This window comes from Bhargavaea cecembensis, from assembly GCF_000826125.2.
Taxonomy (GTDB): domain Bacteria; phylum Bacillota; class Bacilli; order Bacillales_A; family Planococcaceae; genus Bhargavaea; species Bhargavaea cecembensis_B.
This window is the reverse complement of the sequence record NZ_LN651373.1, coordinates 1,569,812-1,592,735: the sequence shown is the minus strand read 5'-3', so window position 1 is coordinate 1,592,735 and position 22,924 is coordinate 1,569,812. Positions and strand designations below refer to the sequence as shown.

Sequence of the window (22,924 nt, the reverse complement as noted above, 5' to 3'; positions counted from 1 at the left end):
CGATTTTTCCATCCATACTCCGAAATCGGCACCCATACTCCGATTTTCCCTTCTTCGCAATTGAACCCGAAACAGATTCATATAAAATCTTGGACACAATCGCATGCACCGCTTCCCCTTTCTGAAGAAAGGGCGCAGGCTTCGCTCTGCGCCGCACTCTCCATCCCTCCACACTCCGACCAAACAAAAGCCGTGCCGGAGAGCGGTCTCTCCGGCACGGCATTCATTTGCCCGCACAGCGTGGCTTATTTCGTTTTGATCTTTCCGGTCCATTGCCGGAAGCCGCCCTTCAGCATGAAGAGCTGCGTGCAGCCGCGTTTTTTCAGGAACAGCGCGGCCCTTCCGCTCCGTGAGCCGTTCTGGTCATACAGGTAGACGGGCTTGTCCGCCCGGATTTCCTTGTAACGCTGCCTGAACTGGGTGAGCGGGATGTTCCGCGCACCGAGGATGTGGCCGGCGTCGAAGTCCTTCGGTTCGCGGACATCGATCAGCTGGGCCTTCCGGTAGCCTGCGATGAATTCCTCTTGCGTGAGTGTCGCCACGGCCCCCCGGGTCCTGAGGACGGTGACGAGCATATAGACGATCAGCGCAAACAAGATCGCCGCGATGAAATAAAGTGTAGTCACAGCCATTTTCCCCTTTCTCTCTCAAACCGATTATAAAAGAAGAGCCGCATTCCGTCCATGCCCGCGAAATTTATTCACGTCACGTCCAAAAAAACGGCGCGGAAATATGATAAACTGGAACCACTGTGTTTTTGAAAGGTGATGTTGGCATGGCAGAAAATTGGCTGTTCATTAACTCCGGCCCGAAGAGCCCATCCTACAATATGGCGCTTGACGAGGCTTTGCTCGATCTGCACAGCCGGGGGGAGATTCCGCCGGTCATCCGCTTCTATGAATGGAATCCGCCGACGCTGTCGATCGGCTATTTCCAGGAGGCGGAGAAGGCTGTCGACCTCGACCGGGTTCGGGAGCAGGGCCTCGGGTTCGTCCGCCGGCCGACCGGGGGCCGGGCGGTCCTTCATGACCGTGAGCTCACCTACAGTGTCATCGTCTCCGAGTCCCATCCGGATATGCCGGCGACGGTGACGGAAGCCTACCGCGTCATCAGCGCGGGCCTTCTCCAAGGATTTCGGAACGTCGGCCTTGAAGCCGAGCTTGCGGTGCCTGCGGGCGAGGAAGAAAAGGAAGCGCTCAGAAAGCCGAAGAGCGCGGTCTGCTTTGATGCGCCGAGCTGGTATGAGCTGGTCGTGGGCGGCAGGAAGGCGGCGGGCAGCGCGCAGACGAGGCAGAAAGGGGTCATCCTGCAGCACGGGGCGATTCCGGTCGGGCTTGATCTCGACAAACTCGTCTCCGTTTTCCGTTTCTCTTCTGAAGACAAGCGACGTGAGATGAAGCGCAAGCTCGAAGGCAAGGCGGTATCCATCGAGGGGCTCCTCGGCAGGCCGGTTCCGGTGGCGGAGTGCGTGGAAGCTTTCCGGGAAGGTTTCCGCGAAGGGCTTGGCATCAATCTGTCTGATTTCAACCCGACGCCGGAACAGGAAGAACTGGTCGCCCGGCTGGAGAGGGAGAAGTATGCTTCCGACCTATGGAATTTCAAAAAGTGAAACGGGACTTTCGACTTATTTTAAGCAACCCTTTTCTTTCCATAACGTCGCAAAAGCATGAGCCGCAAAGGTCCGCCTTCCGGAGATAAAAGTCAAGCGAAAATTACATGCTTGTAGCCAAGTTTCAATATGTAGTAGATTAGGGAAGTACATAAGCACAACATGTTGTGTAAAACAGATAGAAGACAGGAGGAGGTCTCTTTATGGTCATCGCCTCTCAACAGAACCGTCCGACACTGGACAAGCAGAAATTAAATGCGGACATTTCACTGTTCCCCCAAGTCCACCCTGTGACGGAAGAAATGAACATCAGCCATTCCGGCGTTTCCCGGCTCGTCATGATCGACCGGTATTCCTTCAAGGATACGGAAAAGAAAACACTCGGCAAAGGAGATTTCGTCGTTCTCACCGTCAAGGAAGATCCGAAGTTTCCGGCACGCGGCCTCGGCTATGTGATGTCCGTCGACCGGGATGCCGGCCGGGCGGAAATCTGGATCGAACCCGACTACCGTTCGGCGATCGACAATCCCGATGAGCAGGAGAAGGGAATCGTATCCCGCCCGCTGGAAGTCATCGAAAAGCCGCTGGAAGTCTTCTACGAGCAGATCGCCCTCCGCAACGCGACGGGCCTTTCATCCGTCGAAGCGGATGAGGAGAAGCGGCAGGAGTCGTTCGATCGTTTCTACCGTGAACTTGTTTCGCTGAACTTTATTCCGGCAGGCCGGGTCCTCTACGGGGCCGGAGCGGATACGGACGTGACTTATTTCAACTGTTACGTCATGCCGTATGTCGCGGACTCCCGCGAAGGCATCTCGGACCACCGGAAGCAGGTCATGGAAATCATGAGCCGAGGCGGCGGCGTCGGCACGAACGGCTCGACGCTCCGTCCGCGCAATACGCTTGCCCGCGGAGTCAACGGAAAATCTTCCGGCTCGGTGTCGTGGCTTGACGACATCGCCAAGCTCACCCACCTTGTCGAGCAGGGCGGATCGCGCCGCGGCGCGCAGATGATCATGCTCGCGGACTGGCATCCGGACATCGCCGAATTCATCATCTCCAAAATGCAAAATCCGCGGATCCTCCGCTACCTCGTCGAAAACACACGGGACGAGCATATCCGGAAGCTGGCGAACGAAAAGCTGAAGTTCAAGCCATTCACCCAGCAGGAGGAAGCGATGTACCAGGGGATCGTCAACTATAAGAACATCCCGGGCCAGGGCGGCTTCAATGACGGCATCATCCGCGATGCCGAGCAGAAGCTCCGTGACGGCGGGACGTATTCGGTCCACAATCCCGACTTCCTGACGGGCGCCAACATTTCGGTGACGCTCACCGACGATTTCATGAAAGCGGTCGAAGAGGACGGCGAACACCGGCTGCGCTTCCCGTATGTCGAGCAGTATACGCCGGAGGAGATGGCCGTCTACAACGAAGAGTGGCACCAGACGGGCGATGTGAGGGAGTGGGAGAAGCGGGGCTTTGCCATCCGCACCTACCGCACGATGAAGGCGCGCGAGCTGTGGAACCTCATCAACATCTGCGCGACTTATTCGGCGGAGCCCGGCATCTTCTTCATCGACAACGCTAACGCGATGACGAACGCCAAGGCGTACGGCCAGCAGGTTGTCGCGACGAACCCTTGCGGCGAGCAGCCGCTCGCACCGTATTCGGTCTGCAACCTGGCTGCGGTCAATCTCGCCGAAATGGCGGACCGCGAGACGATGCAGGTCGATTACGCAAAACTCGAGAAGACGGTCCGGACCGGTGTCCGGATGCAGGACAATGTCATCGATGCCACTCCGTACTTCCTTCCCGAGAACGAAAAGCAGGCGCTCGGCGAACGCCGTGTCGGCCTCGGCGTCATGGGGCTTGCCGACCTTCTCATCTATTGCGGCAAGCGGTACGGCTCCCAAGAGGGCAACCGGCTCGTCGACGATGTGTTCCGGACGATCGCAACGACCGCCTACCGGGAATCGATCGAACTGGCCAAAGAGAAGGGGAGCTTCCCGTTCCTCGTCGGTTCTACGGACGAAGAGACGAAGGAACTCCGTGAACGCTTCATCAACACCGGATTCATGAAGGGAATGCCCGAAGACATCCGGCAGGGCGTCCTCGAACACGGCATCCGCAACTCCCACCTTCTCACGGTCGCTCCGACGGGAAGCACCGGAACGATGGTCGGCGTCAGCACCGGCCTGGAGCCGTACTTCTCCTTCACATACTACCGGAGCGGCCGTCTCGGCAAGTTCATCGAAGTGAAGGCAGAGATCGTCGAGGAGTACCTGCGCCGGCACCCTGATGCGGATGCGGATCATCTTCCGGATTGGTTCGTCTCTTCGATGGACCTGACGACCGAAGAGCATGCGGATGTCCAGTGCGTCATCCAGCGCTGGATCGACAGCTCGATCTCGAAGACCGTCAACGCGCCGAAAGGCTACACGGTCGAACAGGTCGAAAGCGTTTATGAGCGGCTCTACCGTGGCGGGGCGAAAGGCGGAACGGTCTACGTCGACGGATCCCGCGACTCCCAGGTGCTCACGCTCAAAGCGGAAGAGAACGACATGGACGAGCGGGTGGAGGAAGAGATCGAGGAGAAACGCCCGATCGTCCTCGTGGACACGATCCAGGATCTGCGTTCGACGAATGTGACGATCGGCTCCGAGATCGGCGACACTTGCCCGGTCTGCCGCAAAGGCACCGTTGAAGAACTCGGCGGCTGCAACTCGTGCACGAACTGCGGCGCCCAGCTGAAATGCGGCCTCTGATCCGATCCGAACAGATCCGACCCGAACTGACCCGAACTTATCTAACACTTCCCGCGGAGCGGATGTTGCCGGCACAGGCGCATCCGCTCCGCTTTTATATTCCCGGATCTCCCGGACCGGCAGCTCCCGGACCGTCCGCCGGCGATCCCGGCATGTATATTTCCCGCATCCGTTAGGGAGGATGGAAGGAAGACCAAGTTTGGGAGGAATGAACCATGAAGTTCACGGCGATGCCTTTCTGGACGGCCGGGGCAACCGCGCTCCTCGTCTGCCTCGGGCTGAGATTCCTGCAGTATTTTAAATTCATCTCCTGGCATCCCGCGGGATTGATGGAGCGGATCGGCGTGAAGGGCGCCGCCTGGCCCGCCGGCTGGTTGCTCCTGTTCGCCGGGCTGTTTGTTTTCACGCTCGCTGTTTATTATCTCTCGATGCTTCTGGCGCAGTGGCCGACCGCGGTCACTGCCTTTCTGATCGGAATCATCCTGGCCCTGCCGGCGGAGTGGATCATTCTCCGACCCGAAGGAATGGGGGATTTCATGGACCGGCTGTCGATCCCGTTCGCGGCCCTCGTGCTCATCGCCAGCCGGTTCGTCACCGAAACGGCCGTTTTTCAGAAAAAGCAGCAGGCTTCCCGCCCGAAATGAGTTGTCCCGGGGGAACCATATGATAAAATGATAGGGAATCTGCTGAAGGGGGTGGGCATATGGACATTCTTTGCCTGAACGGACCTAATCTGAACCGGCTCGGAAAAAGGGAACCGGATATCTACGGGACAAAAACGCTGGATGATGTGGAAGCCCGGCTCGGGGAAAAGGCCGGGGAGCTCGGCGCCCGGATCTCCTTTTTCCAGTCGAATCATGAGGGCTGTCTGATCGACCGGATCCACGAAGCGGCGGATGAAGGGATGGAAGGGATCATCTTCAATCCCGGCGCTTTCACGCATACGAGCGTGGCACTGAGGGATGCGGTGGCTTCCGTCGGCATTCCGACGGTCGAGGTCCATATTTCGAACATACATACCCGAGAGGAGTTCCGCCATCATTCATTCATCGCGCCCGTCTGCATCGGCCAGATTGCGGGCCTCGGGACGCATGGCTATGAACTCGCGCTGCTCGCCCTCCATCGGTACGGAAAAGGGGAATGATCATGGACAGACTGAAGGCGTTCCGCAGCATGTTTGCGGAAAAGGGGATTGACGGATTTCTCGTGACGGGCGAGTTCAACCGCCGCTACATGACCGGCTTCACGGGGACGGCGGGCGTCGCCGTCATCTCGGAGAATGATGCGGTGTTCATCACGGACTTCCGCTACACGGAACAGGCCGCCGAACAGGTGAAGGGCTACCGGATCATCAAGCAATCCGGTGTTCTGTCGGATGAGATCGGCGAAGTGATCCGGGACATGGGGATCAAGAAAGTCGGCTTCGAGGAAGACACGCTCCCGTATGCGGAATACGACCGGTACCAAAAAGCGGCAGGGGTCGAATTCGTCCCCGTTTCCGGCGTCATTGAAAAGCTCCGCATGTACAAGACGGACGAGGAGAAGGAAGTGCTCCGCCAGGCGGCGAAGATTGCCGACGATGCATTCGCCCATATCTGCACATTCATCCGGCCGGGCGTCACGGAACTCGACGTATCGAACGAGCTTGAATTCTTCATGCGCCGCCAGGGGGCCACATCGTCCTCGTTTGACATCATTGTGGCATCCGGCAAGCGTTCTGCGCTCCCGCACGGTGTGGCGACGGACAAGAAGATCGAGCAGGGGGACATGGTGACGCTCGATTTCGGCGCGCTCTACAACGGCTATATTTCGGACATCACCCGGACAGTGGCCGTCGGCGAACCGCCCGAAGAACTGAAAAACATCTACTCTATCGTACTCGAGGCGCAAAAGCGTGCTTTGGATGCGCTCAAACCGGGTATGACGGGAATAGAGGCGGACGCCGTCGCACGGGATTACATCAAAGAGCACGGCTACGGCGAGGCGTTCGGCCACTCGACCGGCCACGGCATCGGGCTTGAAGTGCATGAGGGGCCCGCGCTGTCGTTCCGCTCGGACATGAAGCTCGAACCGGGCATGGCCGTCACGGTCGAGCCGGGCATCTATGTTCCGGGCCTCGGCGGGGTCCGGATCGAGGATGATGCCATCATCACCGAAGACGGACGCGAGGTCATCACTTCCTCGCCGAAAGAACTTATCATCCTATAAACAACCATTGGAGGAAACAACATGATTTCAGTGAACGATTTCAAGACCGGCCTGACGATCGAGGTCGACGGAGACATTTACCGGGTTCTGGATTTCCAGCACGTCAAGCCGGGCAAAGGGGCGGCATTCGTACGGTCCAAGCTGCGCAACCTTCGCAACGGCAACGTCACGGAAAAGACATTCCGCGGCGGGGAGAAGGTCGAACGCGCCCAGATCGACAACCGGCGCATGCAGTACCTGTATGCGAGCGGCGACGAGCACGTGTTCATGGACAACGACTCGTACGAACAGATCGAGCTCAATGCTTCCCAGATCGAGTATGAATTGAAGTTCCTGAAGGAAAACATGGAAGTCCACATCATCCAGTACCAGGGCGAGACGCTCGGTGTGGAACTGCCGGCAACGGTCGAACTGGAAGTCACGGACACCGAGCCGGGCATCAAGGGCGACACGGCCAGCGGCGGCTCCAAGCCGGCGACAATGGAAACCGGCCTCGTCGTTCAGGTTCCGTTCTTCGTCAACACCGGCGACAAGCTGATCATCAACACATCGGAAGGCGACTACGTCTCCCGTGCATGAGAAACACCGCAAGGCCTCCGCACAAAGCGGGGGCCTTTTCATATGGGGAAAATCATGTACATACATTAAGCAACAACAGGATGAAGCCGGCCGGCGGATCCTCCGCTTGTTCGCGCACCCGTTGTCCGCTTCGTCCGCAACCCGCTATGCAACCGATCATGAAAACGGGAGGGCCGTCATTTGGAGCTGCAGGACATCCTTCGGGTCGCCGGCATCGGGCTCGTCATCGCCTTCCTTCACCTGTTTTTTGAGCAGACGGGCAAGAAGGAGTTTTCCTTTTTTCTGTTTTTTATCGCGTATTTGTACATTACGGCCGAGATGCTCCGGTTCCTGCGGCTGTTCTTCAATGAAATNGTCGGCGAACCGCCCGAAGAACTGAAAAACATCTACTCTATCGTACTCGAGGCGCAAAAGCGTGCTTTGGATGCGCTCAAACCGGGTATGACGGGAATAGAGGCGGACGCCGTCGCACGGGATTACATCAAAGAGCACGGCTACGGCGAGGCGTTCGGCCACTCGACCGGCCACGGCATCGGGCTTGAAGTGCATGAGGGGCCCGCGCTGTCGTTCCGCTCGGACATGAAGCTCGAACCGGGCATGGCCGTCACGGTCGAGCCGGGCATCTATGTTCCGGGCCTCGGCGGGGTCCGGATCGAGGATGATGCCATCATCACCGAAGACGGACGCGAGGTCATCACTTCCTCGCCGAAAGAACTTATCATCCTATAAACAACCATTGGAGGAAACAACATGATTTCAGTGAACGATTTCAAGACCGGCCTGACGATCGAGGTCGACGGAGACATTTACCGGGTTCTGGATTTCCAGCACGTCAAGCCGGGCAAAGGGGCGGCATTCGTACGGTCCAAGCTGCGCAACCTTCGCAACGGCAACGTCACGGAAAAGACATTCCGCGGCGGGGAGAAGGTCGAACGCGCCCAGATCGACAACCGGCGCATGCAGTACCTGTATGCGAGCGGCGACGAGCACGTGTTCATGGACAACGACTCGTACGAACAGATCGAGCTCAATGCTTCCCAGATCGAGTATGAATTGAAGTTCCTGAAGGAAAACATGGAAGTCCACATCATCCAGTACCAGGGCGAGACGCTCGGTGTGGAACTGCCGGCAACGGTCGAACTGGAAGTCACGGACACCGAGCCGGGCATCAAGGGCGACACGGCCAGCGGCGGCTCCAAGCCGGCGACAATGGAAACCGGCCTCGTCGTTCAGGTTCCGTTCTTCGTCAACACCGGCGACAAGCTGATCATCAACACATCGGAAGGCGACTACGTCTCCCGTGCATGAGAAACACCGCAAGGCCTCCGCACAAAGCGGGGGCCTTTTCATATGGGGAAAATCATGTACATACATTAAGCAACAACAGGATGAAGCCGGCCGGCGGATCCTCCGCTTGTTCGCGCACCCGTTGTCCGCTTCGTCCGCAACCCGCTATGCAACCGATCATGAAAACGGGAGGGCCGTCATTTGGAGCTGCAGGACATCCTTCGGGTCGCCGGCATCGGGCTCGTCATCGCCTTCCTTCACCTGTTTTTTGAGCAGACGGGCAAGAAGGAGTTTTCCTTTTTTCTGTTTTTTATCGCGTATTTGTACATTACGGCCGAGATGCTCCGGTTCCTGCGGCTGTTCTTCAATGAAATCATCGCATTTTTCCAGTGGCTGGCGGCGTGAGGCGGACGGATGGACATCATTCTTACGGCGGTGATCGCCGCCTTCCTGCTGATCCTGATCCAGTCGCATGCGCCGGGCCTGCTGCCGTTTTTTCTGATGATCTTCTATTTCCTTCTGATTGCGCAGCTCGCCATGAAACTTCTCGTGCCGGCCATCCGGACACTGGCGGGGGCGGACATCCCCGCCGCCGGCCTGCTCGGCTTGCTAGCCGGGTCTGCGCTGATCTTTTATCTATCGGATTCATTTAAATCGATGATGGAGGATGCCGGGTTCGGAGCGGTCGGCCGGATTTCCCACACGGCGGCCAAACTGCTGATCCTGGCCGCCTGGTCAGACCGGCTGCTCGAGGCGTCCGGGACGGTGCTCGGCCTCCTGCCTTGACCGGGCGTGAAAGGGGGGGCCTTTCCTGGCGGATCTTATACTTGCGGCAGCCGCTCCGGTCGTCCGGCTGTTTCAGACCGTCCTCATCCTCTGTGCGGCCGGACTCATCGCAGATTTCCTTTTTCCGGCGTTCAGGGAATGGACAAGGGTCCTCCTGTTTCTGACGGCCGGCACGATGGCGCTCGGCCCGGCGGCGGAAGCGCTCCGGATGCTGGACGGGCTCACCGCCAAGATGACCGGCNAAAGGGGCGGCATTCGTACGGTCCAAGCTGCGCAACCTTCGCAACGGCAACGTCACGGAAAAGACATTCCGCGGCGGGGAGAAGGTCGAACGCGCCCAGATCGACAACCGGCGCATGCAGTACCTGTATGCGAGCGGCGACGAGCACGTGTTCATGGACAACGACTCGTACGAACAGATCGAGCTCAATGCTTCCCAGATCGAGTATGAATTGAAGTTCCTGAAGGAAAACATGGAAGTCCACATCATCCAGTACCAGGGCGAGACGCTCGGTGTGGAACTGCCGGCAACGGTCGAACTGGAAGTCACGGACACCGAGCCGGGCATCAAGGGCGACACGGCCAGCGGCGGCTCCAAGCCGGCGACAATGGAAACCGGCCTCGTCGTTCAGGTTCCGTTCTTCGTCAACACCGGCGACAAGCTGATCATCAACACATCGGAAGGCGACTACGTCTCCCGTGCATGAGAAACACCGCAAGGCCTCCGCACAAAGCGGGGGCCTTTTCATATGGGGAAAATCATGTACATACATTAAGCAACAACAGGATGAAGCCGGCCGGCGGATCCTCCGCTTGTTCGCGCACCCGTTGTCCGCTTCGTCCGCAACCCGCTATGCAACCGATCATGAAAACGGGAGGGCCGTCATTTGGAGCTGCAGGACATCCTTCGGGTCGCCGGCATCGGGCTCGTCATCGCCTTCCTTCACCTGTTTTTTGAGCAGACGGGCAAGAAGGAGTTTTCCTTTTTTCTGTTTTTTATCGCGTATTTGTACATTACGGCCGAGATGCTCCGGTTCCTGCGGCTGTTCTTCAATGAAATCATCGCATTTTTCCAGTGGCTGGCGGCGTGAGGCGGACGGATGGACATCATTCTTACGGCGGTGATCGCCGCCTTCCTGCTGATCCTGATCCAGTCGCATGCGCCGGGCCTGCTGCCGTTTTTTCTGATGATCTTCTATTTCCTTCTGATTGCGCAGCTCGCCATGAAACTTCTCGTGCCGGCCATCCGGACACTGGCGGGGGCGGACATCCCCGCCGCCGGCCTGCTCGGCTTGCTAGCCGGGTCTGCGCTGATCTTTTATCTATCGGATTCATTTAAATCGATGATGGAGGATGCCGGGTTCGGAGCGGTCGGCCGGATTTCCCACACGGCGGCCAAACTGCTGATCCTGGCCGCCTGGTCAGACCGGCTGCTCGAGGCGTCCGGGACGGTGCTCGGCCTCCTGCCTTGACCGGGCGTGAAAGGGGGGGCCTTTCCTGGCGGATCTTATACTTGCGGCAGCCGCTCCGGTCGTCCGGCTGTTTCAGACCGTCCTCATCCTCTGTGCGGCCGGACTCATCGCAGATTTCCTTTTTCCGGCGTTCAGGGAATGGACAAGGGTCCTCCTGTTTCTGACGGCCGGCACGATGGCGCTCGGCCCGGCGGCGGAAGCGCTCCGGATGCTGGACGGGCTCACCGCCAAGATGACCGGCCTGTTCCTCGGCGTCTATCCGCTCCTCACGTCCGGAATGGCGGCAGCGGGCGGGGCGCTGACGATCGCCGGCTGGAATCCGGCGGTGTTCCTGTTCGTGCAGGGCTCGGTCGTCCTCGGCGGGAAGTGGCTCATTCCGCTGCTGACGGTCAGCTTTTTATTTGATTACCTTTCGCGGCTTGTGCCGGATATTCCGTTCACGCGGATCGCGGAAATGATCCGGGTGACGATCCTCGGCGCGGTCTCGGTGATCGCGGCCTGTTACACGCTGTTCATCACGGCCACGGGCGTCATGGCATGGGCCGGTTCAGGCTCCGCGGGCGAGCCGCTGAAAGTGCTGCTCCGGCAAAACATTCCGCTGATCGGCTCATTTGTCACGGATGCGCTCGGGGTTTTCGGCAAATACTCGGCAGGCACCGCGGCCATGGCGGGCGGGTGGCTCATCGGGACGATCCTCGTCGTCTGTCTTATCCCGGCAGCCCAGGTGCTGCTCACCGCCTTTTTCTATAAATGGCTGGCGGCGCTGAGCGAGCCGTTCGCGGGTGAGGAATTGTCCGGCCTGTTCGACGATCTCGGGAAGACGATGTTCGTTCTTTGCGGCATTACATTCATCGTAGCTTTCGCGGTTTTTTATACGGTGCTGCTCGCCGTGGTTCTGATCAAGTTGATCGCGGGAACGGGGTGAACGGGATGTTGGGTGAATTTATGGGCGGGCTGGTCTCTCTCCTGTTCTTTGCCGCGGTTCTGCCGCTCCTTCTCGGCGATGAGGAGCAGGAGCGCATTCTTCCGCTCGTCAAGCTGGCGGTGCTGCTCTGGATGATCCGGTGTGCGGCACGGCTCGCGGGTGCATAGCTTGTACGGATACGGCATACATTGTCTCAGGATGGATCACCATGGCGGAAGGGACGGGAAGCGTGGGATGACATGGAGAATTTGCGGAAACGGAATAGTTGGCTGTTCCTGCTCGCCGGTGCCGCAGCCCTGATCATCCTGCTGCCGGCCCTGGCCGGCGGTGACCGGGGAGGCGCGGGAACGGAACCGGCGCAATCGGATCTTGAAGCCGTGCTTTCGGAAATCCGCGGAGTCGGTTCCGTCAAGGTCTACCGGCAGGATGCCGGTCCGGATTCGGAAAGCGGGATGTTTTCGCTGTCCGGCTATTTCGGGGGCGGGTCCGGCGCATCGGGGGACACGCCTTCCGAAGGGATCCTCGTCGTCGCCGAAGGAGCCGGAGACCCGAGAATCCGGAGTGAGCTGGCCCGGATCCTGTCCGGGGTGCTCCAGCTGCCCGAACACCGGATCGTCGTGGTGGAAATGAAAAAAGAGGGGGAAGGCCGATGAAAGTAAGGAAAAGAGGCGTCTGGCTGCTCACGCTGCTCAGCCTGACGGCAGTGATCGGAGTGTATTACTTGTTCGAAAAAGCGCCGAAACCATTTGACGGGATCACGATCTTCTCCGGCGATACGCTGGACGGCACCGAACTCGGGGAGGCGGGCAAGGACACGACCCCGGTCTTCGCGGAAAGCTACCTGTTCGAAGAGATGCGGATGGAAGTGCGCAACGAGCGCAGCCAGCTGAGGGAGCAGCTCACGCAGAAGATCACTTCCGAAGACATGACCGCAGAGGAACGGAATGCCGCATTCGACGAGATGCAGACCCTCACGAAACGGGAGACCGCGGAGGCGATGCTTGAAATGCTCATCAAAGACCTCGGGTACGAAGACGCGGTGGTCAGGGCGGAAGACGGCAGTGTGAAGGTGAACGTCATCGCGGCGGAAATGTCCCCCGCCCAGGCCGACCAGATCGTCTACACCGTCAAGAGCGAGTGGAATGATGCAAGAACCGTCCAGGTCGACTTCAAATCCGAAAAATGACAAGGCCTCCTCCGGAAGGCCTTTTTTCTTGTTGTTTGGAGAATTGTAAAGCTTCCGCAAGGTCTTCAACTGTTACTATCAGGTGATTGGAGTGGAAGGCGGCGACTCTAGCGGGAACAGCGCGAGCTGAAGGCCCCGCGATGCCGCCCAACGCTATCGCTTTTGGGCGCAGACGCCAATCTTCGTATTGGCGTCGACTGAAGCCGTGCCCGCAGAAAGCGTCCGCCTGCAACGGAAATCAACGGGGATTCGAATCCTCCCGCAGGCCCAAATCCGGCCAATTCCCCGTTAACAGTTTCAAAAAGTCAGAGAAACGTCTAAAATGAAAGGGTACCCATTTCAAAAGTAAGAGGAGTCGTCGAAATGCTGAAAATCCAGGAAATCCGAGAAATCATCAAACTCATCGACCAATCGGGGATTGAAGAATTCAAGTACAAGACGGAAGAAGGGGAGATCAAGCTGAAAAAAGGCGGCGCCTTCACAGCCGTTTCCGCTGCCCCTTCCGCACCGGAAGTCACGCAGCAAGCACCTGTAGCGCCGGCCGCTCCCGCAGCTCCTGCAGCGCCCGCCGTTGCCGAGCAGAAGGAAGAGCCGGCCGCGCAGAAAGAAGCCCCTGCGGCTGCAGCCGAACCGGAAGAAGGACTTGAGGAAGTGAAATCTCCGATGGTCGGGACTTTCTATGAATCGCCGTCCCCGGACGCACCGGCATTTGTCCGGCCCGGCGACAAAGTAAAGCCTGCAAGCGTTGTCTGCATCGTCGAAGCGATGAAGCTGTTCAACGAAATCGAAGCGGAAATGAGCGGGGAAATCGTCAAGGTTCTCGTGGAAGACGGCCAGCTTGTTGAGTACGGCCAGCCTCTATTCCTCGTCAAGCCGGAATAAGGAGGGTCTGCCATGCTGAAGAAAGTACTCATTGCAAACCGGGGAGAAATCGCGGTCCGCATCATCCGTGCATGCCGCGACCTCGGGATCCAGACAGTGGCCGTCTACTCTGAGGCCGACCGCGACGCCCTCCATGTGGAGATGGCCGACGAGGCGTATTGCATCGGGCCGAAGCTCTCAAAAGACAGCTACCTCAACTTCACGAATGTCATCAGCGTCGCCAAGATGACCGGCTGCGACGGCATCCATCCGGGTTACGGATTCCTCGCCGAAAACGCGGACTTCGCCGAGCTCTGCGAGGAAGTCAACGTCGAATTCATCGGACCGACCGCCGACGCCATCTCCAAGATGGGCACGAAAGACGTGGCGCGCGAGACGATGCGGGCGGCGGGCGTTCCGGTCGTGCCCGGCTCGACCGGCATTGTCGACGGTCCTGAAGACGCCCTCCGGGTGGCCGGGGAGATCGGCTTCCCCGTCATCATCAAAGCGACGGCGGGCGGCGGAGGAAAGGGCATCCGGGTAGCGCGTGATGAGGCCGAACTCCGCAAAGGGGTCGAAATCACCCAGAAGGAGGCTGCGGCCGCCTTCGGGAACCCGGGTGTCTATCTGGAGAAGTTCATCGAGAACTTCCGGCATGTCGAGATCCAGGTACTGGCGGACAAGTACGGGAACGTCATCCACCTCGGCGAACGGGACTGCTCGATCCAGCGACGGATGCAGAAGCTCGTCGAGGAAGCGCCGTCACCGGCACTTTCCGAAGAGACCCGCGCGAAGATGGGCGAGGCGGCCGTCAAGGCGGCCGAGGCCGTCGGCTACCGGGGGGCGGGCACAGTCGAGTTCATCTATGATCATGTGAACGACAAGTTCTATTTCATGGAAATGAACACGAGGATCCAGGTCGAGCATCCCGTGACCGAAATGGTGACGGGCATCGACCTCATCGTCCAGCAGCTGAAGATCGCCTCGGGCGAGCCCCTCGCTTACCGCCAGGAGGATATCAAGATCCGCGGCTGGGCGATCGAATGCCGGATCAACGCGGAAAACCCGGCGAGGAATTTCATGCCGTCCCCGGGCCGCGTGGACATGTACATGGCGCCGGGCGGCAACGGGGTGCGGGTGGACTCCGCCGTCTACACCGGCTATTCGATCCCGCCGTTCTACGACTCGATGGTGGCCAAGCTCATCACGTTCGCCGACACCCGAGAAGAGGCGGTCGCGCGGATGAAGCGGGCCCTGTCCGAATTCGTCGTCGACGGAGTGGACACGACGATCCCGTTCCATCTGAACCTTATGGATCATGAAGTGTTCAAATCAGGGGATTTTGATACGAAGTTCCTCGAAAAATACGATGTCATGGCTGAAGAGGCAGGACAAGACTGAGAAAGGGATGAACCGGATGGCTGATAAATCGATTCCTTCCAATGAACATGCGGCAGTCTCGGAAAAAGATGAGTTCGGCAAGGTTGAACTTGCCCCGGAAGTGCTTGAAGTGATTGTCGGGATCGCCACGACGGAAGTCGAAGGGGTTGCGGACACCCGCGGCACATTTGCGAGCGACGTCGCGGAAAAGTTCGGCAAAAAAGTCCACGGCAAGGGGGTCAAGCTTGATTACGGGGATGAAGGCCTGTTCATCGATATTTATTGCACGGTGCTGTACGGCTACACCATCCCGGCGGTTGCCAGGAAAATCCAGGAGACGGTCCGGCAAACCGTCCAGAACATGACCGCCATCGAAGCACAGGAAGTGAACGTCCATATCACCGGCATCCAGTTCGATCCGCCGGCCGACAAACAATGACCTGACCGCCGTCCATCCGGGCGGCGGTCTGTTTTTTCGGCTCGGTCCGGATGTCCGGCGGGAAATGTGCTATCATAAACCAGAACGAAGAAAAAGAGGAGAACTGCCCGATATGAAACGACATGAAGCACGCGAAAAGGCCATGCAGACGCTGTTCCAGCTGGACAATACCGAAATGAGCCCGCAAGAGGCCATGAGGCACATCGTCGGCGAAGAAACGGATCCCTTTTATGAACAGCTCGTCAACGGAACGTTTGAAAACCGGGCCGAAATCGACGGCTCCCTCCGGTCCAAACTGGAGAACTGGACGCTTGACCGGCTGCCGAAAGTGGAGCGCACGGTCCTTCGCATGGCGGTCTATGAACTGCAATATATGGAAGGCACCCCTGCAAAAGTCGTCTTGAACGAAGCCATCGAACTGTGCAAGACGTTCGGTGACGAGACTTCGGGCCGGTTTGTCAACGGGGTCCTCTCCAAATACTCGGAATGAATCCTTAACAGCTTGGAGTGAATCGCTTGGACGGCAAGATCATTGACGGAAAAGAAATCAGCAGGCAGATCAAGGAAGAAGTGGGGCGGGAAGTGGAGCGCCTCAAGCAGGACGGTTGCACACCGGGCCTCGCCGTCATCCTCGTCGGCAACGACCCGGCATCGGCTTCCTATGTAGGAAGCAAAGAGCGCACGGTGAAGGCGCTCGGCATGCACTCGGAAGTGATCCGCATGGCGGAGGAGACGTCGGAGAGTGAACTTCTCGGCGAAATCGACCGGCTGAACGGCGATCCGGCCATCCACGGCATCCTTGTCCAGCTGCCGCTTCCAAAGCAGATCGACGAACAGCGGATCATCTCGGCGATTTCGCCGGACAAAGACGTGGACGGCTTCCATCCGATCAATGCCGGCAAACTGATGGCCGGCCTGGACGCCTTCGTGCCGTGCACGCCGCTCGGCATCATGGTGATGCTGGAACGGAGCGGAGTCTCCCTCAAAGGAAAGCACGCAGTCGTCGTCGGCCGGAGCAATATTGTCGGCAAGCCGATGAGCATGCTTCTGCTGCAGCAGGACGCCACCGTCACGATCTGCCACTCGAAAACGGCAGACCTCCCTTCCGTGACGAAGCAGGCCGACATCCTTGTCGCGGCAGTCGGCCGCGAAGGGATGATCAACAAGGAACATGTGAAAGACGGGGCCGTCGTCATCGACGTGGGCATCAACCGCGGTGAAGACGGCAAGCTCCGGGGAGACGTCGACTTTGACGCCGTCCTGCCGGTCGCTTCAAAGATCACCCCGGTTCCCGGCGGGGTCGGTCCGATGACCATCGCCATGCTCATGTCGAACACGCTTGAAAGCGCCAGAAGAGCATTCAAGGAAGGCCGCTGCTGAGCTGAAAACCGGCCGCGCCTCTTCAAGCGCTCCGATAGCGAAGGAGGGAACAGCCCTTGGACAATCCATATTTATCCGTGGCGGCGCTGACCCGCTACATCAAGCGGAAATTCGATGCGGATATTCACTTGCGCGACGTTTATGTGAAAGGCGAACTGTCGAACGTCAAGATCCACTCGAGCGGCCATATTTACTTCACCCTGAAGGACGAGCGTTCCCGGATCGGCGCCGCCATGTTCCGGTCCAATGCCGGGAAGCTGAAATTCCGCCCCGAGGAAGGGATGAACGTCCTGATCCGGGGAGACGTGAACGTCTATGAAGCCGCGGGGCAATACCAGCTCTACGCCACCTCCATGCAGCCTGACGGCATCGGAGAGCTTTACATCGCGTTTGAACAGCTGAAGGAGAAGCTCGGGAAGGAAGGCCTCTTCGATGCCCGGTGGAAACAGCCGATCCCCCGCTTTCCCGAGCGGGTCGGCGTGATCACCGCACCGACCGGGGCCGCGGTACGCGACATCTGCACGACGCTTGCCAGGCGGTATCCGATGGCGGAAGTCCTTCTGTTCCCGGCAGTCGTGCAGGGCGCGAACGCCGCGCCGTCCGTTTCTTCGGCCATCCGGCGGGCAAATGAACACGGGGGAATCGATGTGCTCATCGTCGGACGGGGCGGCGGGTCGATCGAGGACCTGTGGGCATTCAACGAAGAACAGGTGGCCCGGGAGATCTTCTCTTCCCGGATTCCGGTGATCAGCGCAGTCGGCCATGAGACCGACACCGTGATCGCCGATTTCGTCGCCGACCTGCGTGCCCCCACCCCGACGGCCGCCGCTGAAATGGCTGTGCCGGACAGCGTGGAACTCGCCAGAAGGATCCTTGAAGCAAAATCCCGCATGCATCAAAGCCTGTCGGGAAGGCTGCGACAGGAAAAGCGGCGGCTTTCCCAGCTGGAGTCTTCCTACCCGATGCAGTTTCCGGAGCGGCTGTACCGCCCGTTTGCCGAACGGCTGGAATCACTCGAAGAACGGTTTCGCCAGTCTGCAAGCCGGCAGGTCGAGGAACGCAGGCAGGCCGTCGCCCATCTGGACACGAGGCTGCATTCCCGCAATCCCGGACTGCTGATCGAATCGGCCAAAGAGCGGACGGACCGGCTCGGCCGGGAACTGGAACGGAGTGCGCGGGAGGCCGTTTCCCTGCACGGCCGGTCGCTTGCATCCGTACTCCGCACGCTCCAGGCGCTGAATCCGCTTGCCGTCATGGAACGCGGCTACAGCATCGCAAGGAGCGGCGGACAGGTCGTCAAGTCCGCATCCGCACTTTCGGAAGGGGACCATATTGCCATTTCATTCCGCGACGGATACGCCGAAGCATCCGTCGTCTCGGTAACCGCAGGAAAGGACGGGGATACATAATGGAAGAAGCGAAGAAAGAAGATATCAAGTTCGAAGAGGCGATCGGGCGCCTGGAGGAGATCGTGCGCCGTCTGGAGTCCGGAGACGTTCCGCTTGAGGACGCGATCAGCCTCTACAAAAAAGGGATGGAGCTGTCCGCCGTCTGCCACGGCAAGCTGCAGTCCGCGGAAAAGCAGCTCGTCACGATGATCGGCGAAGACGGCTCGCAGGCCCCGTTCAATCCCGCAACCGGGGGGACGCGCGATGAATGAGCAGCTGAGCCGTTTCATGGAAAACCGTGCGGATGACCTGACACCCGTTCTCGAAGGAACGGTCCGGCGCCTGAATGCGCCGTCCGTCCTGAAGGAATCGATGCTTTATTCTCTCTTGGCGGGCGGCAAGCGGATCCGTCCGATTCTGCTGTCCGCCGTTTTGCATGACCTCGGGAAAGTCCACCCTGCCGAAATGCATATCGGCGCGGCCGTCGAGCTGATCCATACGTATTCTCTCATCCACGACGATCTGCCGAGCATGGATGACGACGATCTCCGCAGGGGCAAGCCGACCAACCATAAAGTGTTCGGCGAAGCGGCCGCCATCCTCGCGGGTGATGCCCTCCTGACCGAAAGTTTCGGGATCATCGGACGGGCACCCGCACTTTCCCCGGAAGACAAGCTTGCCCTGATCGGCCTCCTCGTCAAGGCGAGCGGTGCGGAAGGCATGGTCGGCGGCCAAATGCTCGATATCCAGTCCGAGGAAGAGACGCTCACGGAAAAAGGGCTTGAGCAAGTCCACAGGCTGAAAACAGGTGCACTTCTTTCATTCCCGGTTGAAGCGGGTGCCGTCCTGGCGGGCGCGACGATGCCGGAGCGGGAGAATCTTCTCCGGTACGCCCGGCATATCGGACTTGCTTTCCAGATTCAGGATGATATTCTGGACGTGGAAGGGGACGAAAAACTGACCGGAAAAAAATCCGGCGCCGATGCGGAACAGGGCAAGAACACCTATCCGTCCGTGCTCACGCTCGAAGGTGCCAAGCAGAAGCTGGCGCACCACCACACCGAGGCGGTGAAGGCCATCTCCTTCCTGAGATCGCCGGAACCGATGCTCCGCCTCATCGCGGACTACATCGTTTACCGGGCTTCTTGAACAACGGTATAATTGGTACAACGGGCGGACCCTGCTATAATGGACAAAGAATGTATACGGAAAAGAATGTATACCATTTATTTATTTGATAAAGGTGAGTGATGGCGATGGACTTGACTAAGATTTCCGATCCATCCTTCCTGAAGGATCTCAGCAATGACGAACTTGAGGCAGTGGCGTCGGACATCCGGTCTTTCCTCATCAATGAGCTGTCGGCGACGGGGGGCCATATCGGTCCGAACCTCGGGGTCGTCGAACTGACAATCGCCCTTCACCGGGCATTCGACAGCCCGAGGGACAAGATCATCTGGGATGTCGGACATCAGGCGTACGTCCATAAAATATTGACCGGACGGGCCTGCGATTTCGCCACCCTCCGGCAATATAAAGGGCTTTGCGGGTTCCCGAAGAGGATCGAAAGCGAACATGACATTTGGGAGACCGGCCACAGTTCCACTTCGCTGTCCGCCGCCATGGGCATGGCAGCCGCACGGGACATCAAGAAGATGAACAACCATGTCGTGCCGGTGATCGGCGACGGGGCACTGACCGGCGGAATGGCGCTGGAGGCGCTCAACCATATCGGTTCGGAAAAAACCGACATGACCGTCATCCTGAATGACAATGAAATGTCGATTGCGCCGAATGTCGGCGCGCTTCACAATGTGCTCGGCAGACTGCGGACCGCCGGCAAGTACAACAAGGTCAAGGATGACCTTGAATTCCTCATGAAAAAGATTCCGGCCGTCGGCGGCAGGGTCGCCGCAACGGCGGAGCGGGTGAAGGACAGCCTGAAGTATCTGCTCGTCTCCGGCGTCTTTTTCGAGGAACTCGGGTTTACTTATCTCGGACCCGTCGACGGGCACAGCCTGGAGGACCTCGAGTCGAACCTGAACTACGCGAAGAAAATGAAGGGCCCGGTCCTCGTGCATGTCATCACGAAAAAAGGCAAGGGCTTCCGGCCGGCAGAGGAAGACAAGATCGGCACCTGGCACGGGACAGGCCCGTATAAGATGGAAACCGGCGCATTCGTCAAGTCACCGGCTGCGGGACCCGCCTGGAGCGCGCTCGTTTCGGAGACGGTCCGCCGCATTGCGCGAGAGGACCGCCGGGTCGTCGCCATCACGCCGGCGATGCCGGTCGGCTCCAAGCTGGAAGGCTTCGCTTCCGAATTCCCGGACCGCATGTTTGACGTCGGCATCGCCGAACAGCATGCGGCCACGATGGCGGCCGGGATGGCCATCGAGGGCATGAAGCCGTTTCTGGCCATTTATTCGACGTTCCTCCAGCGTGCCTATGACCAGATGCTGCATGACATCTCCAGGCAGAACCTGAATGTGTTCGTCGGAATTGACCGTGCCGGCCTGGTCGGCGCGGACGGCGAGACCCATCAGGGAGTCTTCGACATTGCCTTCCTCCGGAGCATGCCGAATTTCACGATCATGATGCCGAAAGACGAAAACGAAGGTCAGCACATGGTCCGGACGGCGTTGTCCTATGACGGCGGGCCGATTGCCCTGAGATATCCGAGGGGCAACGGAATCGGCGTTCCGATGGACGAGGAACTGAAGGAAATCCCGATCGGTTCCTGGGAAATTCTGAAGGAAGGCCGGGATGCAGCGATCGTGACATTCGGGACGACAATCCCGATGGCATTCGCCGCAGCCGAGCGCCTCATGGCAAAAGGAATCGACGCCGCCATCGTCAATGCGCGGTTCATCAAGCCGTTTGACGAAGAGATGCTGAAAAATCTGCTGGACCGCCAAATCCCGATCATGACGGTGGAAGAGGCCGTGCTCGCAGGCGGTTTCGGAAGCGCGGTGCTGGAATTCGCGAGTGATCACGGATTCCATGACGCCGTCATCGGCAGGATGGGGATTCCCGATCAGTTCATCGAGCACGGCAATGTCGGGGAGCTGCTTGAGGAAATTGGCATGACCGATGAAAATCTGGCCATCCGGATCGAGGAGCTTGTCGGGCTTTCCCGCCCTGAAGGGACACACGTCTCATGAGCGGGCAACAGACGAAAGAACGAATCGATGTCCTGCTCGTCGCCCGGGGCCTGTTCGAAACCCGTGAACAGGCGAAGCGCGCCGTCATGGCGGGCATCGTCTTCTCCGGCGACCGCCGGATCGACAAGCCGGGTGAGAAGATTCCGGAAGACGCTGAAGTACGGATCAAAGGCCAACGGATGAAATACGTCAGCCGCGGCGGGCTTAAGCTGGAAAAAGCGCTCGCCGTCTTTGACGTGTCCGTGGCGGGCAAACGATTTCTTGATATCGGGGCGTCGACCGGAGGCTTCACCGATTGCGCCCTGCAGAACGGGGCGGAACACGGATATGCCCTCGACGTCGGCTACAATCAGCTGGCCTGGAAACTCCGTGAAGATCCGAGGGTGACGGTCATGGAGCGCGTCAACTTCCGACATGCCGATCCAGGCATGTTCACCGAGGGAGCGCCGGAGTTCGCGACGATTGATGTGTCGTTCATCTCGCTGTCCCTCATTCTTCCGACGCTGAAGACGATCATCGTTTCGGGAGGGGATGTCATCGCCCTCGTCAAGCCGCAGTTCGAAGCCGGCAGGGAAAAAGTCGGCAAGAAGGGGATCGTTCGGGATCCGGCCGTCCATCTGGAAGTGCTGGAAAAGACGGCGGCAATGGCGGTCGGCAGCGGCTTTGACCTGGTGGCCGCTGATTATTCACCGGTGACCGGCGGGGAAGGCAACATCGAATTCCTGTTCCATCTGAGGGCTTCCGATTCGCCGTCCATCCTGATAGACGACGGGCGGCTGCCGGAGGTCGTGCAGGAGGCGCACCGCCAGCTGGACTGAGTTGCCGGCAACCGAATAGGATAGAAACTGGCAGGAACGGGAGGGCTTCCGTTTGACGGACGTGAAAACGGCAAGTGTCCGTCCGGAAGGCCCTCCTGGTTCTTGCCGTTTTTCGTTTGCGGACGGCACCCGGTTGCCATTCGTTTGTCGGGAAAACCGGATAATGGTACATTAAGGTGTAGGAAAATACATTGAACAAGCAGGTACCGGAGGGAAAAACGTGAGCAAAGGCCAACGCCATATCCGCATTCGTGAAATAATCGCCCATGACGAGATCGAGACGCAGGACGAGCTGGTCGACCGGTTGAAACAGGAAGGCTTCAACGTGACGCAGGCGACCATCTCCAGAGACATCAAGGAACTGCATCTGGTGAAAGTTCCGCTTCGCGACGGGCGATACAAATATAATCTGCCGGCGGAGCGGAGTTTTGATCCGAGCCGGAAACTTCACCGGGCACTGACGGACGCCTTCGTCAGCATCGACGGCGCGGGCCATTTCCTCGTCATGAAGACATTGCCCGGCAATGCCCATGCGATCGGCTCCCTGCTCGACCAGATCGAGTGGGAAGAAGTGCTCGGAACGATTTGCGGAGACGATACGATACTGATTTTATGCCGGGACAGTGATGAGCGATCGGCGCTCAGGGAGAAACTGCTCGGCATGCTATAAGCGGGGAGGT

Annotated in this window: 27 protein-coding genes and 2 pseudogenes; 28 read left to right on the top strand and 1 reads right to left on the bottom strand. The window is 58.9% G+C overall.

Features of this window, described 5'->3' with window-relative positions:
- Positions 1–245 precede the first annotated feature (245 nt).
- Complete coding sequence (locus BN1189_RS13325) at positions 246–632, bottom strand: rhodanese-like domain-containing protein (protein ID WP_040228729.1); 387 nt, start codon at positions 630–632, stop codon at positions 246–248.
- 143 nt (positions 633–775) lie between these two features.
- On the opposite strand from BN1189_RS13325, the gene BN1189_RS13320 reads away from it, so the two are divergent.
- The 28 genes and pseudogenes from BN1189_RS13320 to ahrC all read left to right on the top strand — a co-directional run bounded on the left by BN1189_RS13320 (position 776) and on the right by ahrC (position 22,914).
- A complete protein-coding gene (locus tag BN1189_RS13320) occupies positions 776–1,609 on the top strand; it encodes a lipoate--protein ligase family protein (protein WP_040228728.1) in 834 nt (277 codons plus the stop codon).
- A gap of 203 nt (positions 1,610–1,812) precedes the next feature.
- Entirely contained in the window at positions 1,813–4,374 is a 2,562-nt protein-coding gene (locus BN1189_RS13315; RefSeq protein ID WP_040228726.1) for a vitamin B12-dependent ribonucleotide reductase, read from the top strand.
- A 215-nt stretch (positions 4,375–4,589) separates the two neighbouring features.
- Positions 4,590–5,018, top strand: coding sequence for a hypothetical protein (locus BN1189_RS13310; RefSeq protein WP_040228725.1), 429 nt, complete (start codon positions 4,590–4,592; stop codon positions 5,016–5,018).
- 59 nt (positions 5,019–5,077) lie between these two features.
- Complete coding sequence (gene aroQ, locus BN1189_RS13305; protein WP_040228724.1) at positions 5,078–5,518, top strand: type II 3-dehydroquinate dehydratase; 441 nt, start codon at positions 5,078–5,080, stop codon at positions 5,516–5,518.
- Between the two features lie 2 nt (positions 5,519–5,520).
- On the top strand, positions 5,521–6,582 hold the full coding sequence (locus tag BN1189_RS13300) for a M24 family metallopeptidase (RefSeq protein WP_040228723.1): 1,062 nt from the start codon (positions 5,521–5,523) through the stop codon (positions 6,580–6,582).
- A 21-nt stretch (positions 6,583–6,603) separates the two neighbouring features.
- Positions 6,604–7,161, top strand: coding sequence for an elongation factor P (efp, locus tag BN1189_RS13295; RefSeq protein WP_040228721.1), 558 nt, complete (start codon positions 6,604–6,606; stop codon positions 7,159–7,161).
- Positions 7,162–7,515: 354 nt separating this feature from the next.
- Positions 7,516–7,890, top strand: a pseudogene (locus BN1189_RS13290) (M24 family metallopeptidase); the annotation flags it as partial.
- Positions 7,891–7,911: 21 nt separating this feature from the next.
- The gene (gene efp / locus BN1189_RS13285) at positions 7,912–8,469 is read left to right on the top strand and encodes an elongation factor P (protein ID WP_040228721.1); all 558 of its coding nucleotides are present in this window, start codon (positions 7,912–7,914) and stop codon (positions 8,467–8,469) included.
- A 180-nt stretch (positions 8,470–8,649) separates the two neighbouring features.
- Positions 8,650–8,853, top strand: coding sequence for a SpoIIIAC/SpoIIIAD family protein (locus tag BN1189_RS13280; RefSeq protein ID WP_040228719.1), 204 nt, complete (start codon positions 8,650–8,652; stop codon positions 8,851–8,853).
- A gap of 9 nt (positions 8,854–8,862) precedes the next feature.
- Positions 8,863–9,234: a hypothetical protein gene (locus BN1189_RS13275; RefSeq protein WP_040228718.1), complete on the top strand. Its 372-nt coding sequence runs from the start codon at positions 8,863–8,865 to the stop codon at positions 9,232–9,234.
- A 236-nt stretch (positions 9,235–9,470) separates the two neighbouring features.
- A pseudogene (efp, locus tag BN1189_RS13265) lies at positions 9,471–9,941 on the top strand (elongation factor P); the annotation flags it as partial.
- A gap of 180 nt (positions 9,942–10,121) precedes the next feature.
- A complete protein-coding gene (locus BN1189_RS13260; RefSeq protein ID WP_040228719.1) occupies positions 10,122–10,325 on the top strand; it encodes a SpoIIIAC/SpoIIIAD family protein in 204 nt (67 codons plus the stop codon).
- Between the two features lie 9 nt (positions 10,326–10,334).
- Complete coding sequence (locus tag BN1189_RS13255; RefSeq protein WP_040228718.1) at positions 10,335–10,706, top strand: hypothetical protein; 372 nt, start codon at positions 10,335–10,337, stop codon at positions 10,704–10,706.
- A gap of 25 nt (positions 10,707–10,731) precedes the next feature.
- Positions 10,732–11,631 (top strand): stage III sporulation protein AE, encoded by a 900-nt coding sequence (locus tag BN1189_RS13250; protein WP_306610719.1) that lies wholly within the window; start codon positions 10,732–10,734, stop codon positions 11,629–11,631.
- Positions 11,632–11,636: 5 nt separating this feature from the next.
- Positions 11,637–11,798 (top strand): hypothetical protein, encoded by a 162-nt coding sequence (locus BN1189_RS16195; RefSeq protein WP_179860958.1) that lies wholly within the window; start codon positions 11,637–11,639, stop codon positions 11,796–11,798.
- Positions 11,799–11,870: 72 nt separating this feature from the next.
- Positions 11,871–12,284: a hypothetical protein gene (locus BN1189_RS13245; protein WP_040228714.1), complete on the top strand. Its 414-nt coding sequence runs from the start codon at positions 11,871–11,873 to the stop codon at positions 12,282–12,284.
- Positions 12,281–12,817 (top strand): SpoIIIAH-like family protein, encoded by a 537-nt coding sequence (locus BN1189_RS13240; protein ID WP_040228709.1) that lies wholly within the window; start codon positions 12,281–12,283, stop codon positions 12,815–12,817. Before BN1189_RS13245 ends, BN1189_RS13240 begins: the two co-directional genes overlap by 4 nt.
- Before the next feature lie 363 nt (positions 12,818–13,180).
- A complete protein-coding gene (accB, locus tag BN1189_RS13235) occupies positions 13,181–13,699 on the top strand; it encodes an acetyl-CoA carboxylase biotin carboxyl carrier protein (RefSeq protein WP_040228708.1) in 519 nt (172 codons plus the stop codon).
- A 12-nt stretch (positions 13,700–13,711) separates the two neighbouring features.
- On the top strand, positions 13,712–15,079 hold the full coding sequence (gene accC / locus BN1189_RS13230) for an acetyl-CoA carboxylase biotin carboxylase subunit (protein ID WP_040228707.1): 1,368 nt from the start codon (positions 13,712–13,714) through the stop codon (positions 15,077–15,079).
- Between the two features lie 16 nt (positions 15,080–15,095).
- On the top strand, positions 15,096–15,497 hold the full coding sequence (locus BN1189_RS13225) for an Asp23/Gls24 family envelope stress response protein (RefSeq protein WP_257125422.1): 402 nt from the start codon (positions 15,096–15,098) through the stop codon (positions 15,495–15,497).
- 112 nt (positions 15,498–15,609) lie between these two features.
- Entirely contained in the window at positions 15,610–15,987 is a 378-nt protein-coding gene (nusB, locus tag BN1189_RS13220) for a transcription antitermination factor NusB (protein WP_040228704.1), read from the top strand.
- A 26-nt stretch (positions 15,988–16,013) separates the two neighbouring features.
- Positions 16,014–16,877: a bifunctional methylenetetrahydrofolate dehydrogenase/methenyltetrahydrofolate cyclohydrolase FolD gene (gene folD / locus BN1189_RS13215; RefSeq protein ID WP_040228702.1), complete on the top strand. Its 864-nt coding sequence runs from the start codon at positions 16,014–16,016 to the stop codon at positions 16,875–16,877.
- Between the two features lie 56 nt (positions 16,878–16,933).
- A complete protein-coding gene (xseA, locus tag BN1189_RS13210; RefSeq protein WP_040228699.1) occupies positions 16,934–18,286 on the top strand; it encodes an exodeoxyribonuclease VII large subunit in 1,353 nt (450 codons plus the stop codon).
- On the top strand, positions 18,286–18,537 hold the full coding sequence (locus BN1189_RS13205) for an exodeoxyribonuclease VII small subunit (protein WP_040228697.1): 252 nt from the start codon (positions 18,286–18,288) through the stop codon (positions 18,535–18,537). Before xseA ends, BN1189_RS13205 begins: the two co-directional genes overlap by 1 nt.
- Positions 18,530–19,414: a polyprenyl synthetase family protein gene (locus BN1189_RS13200; protein WP_040228695.1), complete on the top strand. Its 885-nt coding sequence runs from the start codon at positions 18,530–18,532 to the stop codon at positions 19,412–19,414. The genes BN1189_RS13205 and BN1189_RS13200 overlap by 8 nt, the downstream gene beginning before the upstream one ends.
- Positions 19,415–19,521: 107 nt before the next feature.
- Positions 19,522–21,426 carry a 1-deoxy-D-xylulose-5-phosphate synthase gene (dxs, locus tag BN1189_RS13195; RefSeq protein WP_040228777.1) on the top strand — a complete coding sequence of 635 codons (1,905 nt, stop codon included), beginning with the start codon at positions 19,522–19,524 and terminating at the stop codon, positions 21,424–21,426.
- Positions 21,423–22,244, top strand: a complete 822-nt coding sequence (locus tag BN1189_RS13190) for a TlyA family RNA methyltransferase (RefSeq protein WP_040228693.1) — start codon at positions 21,423–21,425, stop codon at positions 22,242–22,244. The genes dxs and BN1189_RS13190 overlap by 4 nt, the downstream gene beginning before the upstream one ends.
- 220 nt (positions 22,245–22,464) lie before the next feature.
- Positions 22,465–22,914 (top strand): transcriptional regulator AhrC/ArgR, encoded by a 450-nt coding sequence (gene ahrC, locus BN1189_RS13185; RefSeq protein ID WP_040228691.1) that lies wholly within the window; start codon positions 22,465–22,467, stop codon positions 22,912–22,914.
- Positions 22,915–22,924 lie beyond the last annotated feature (10 nt).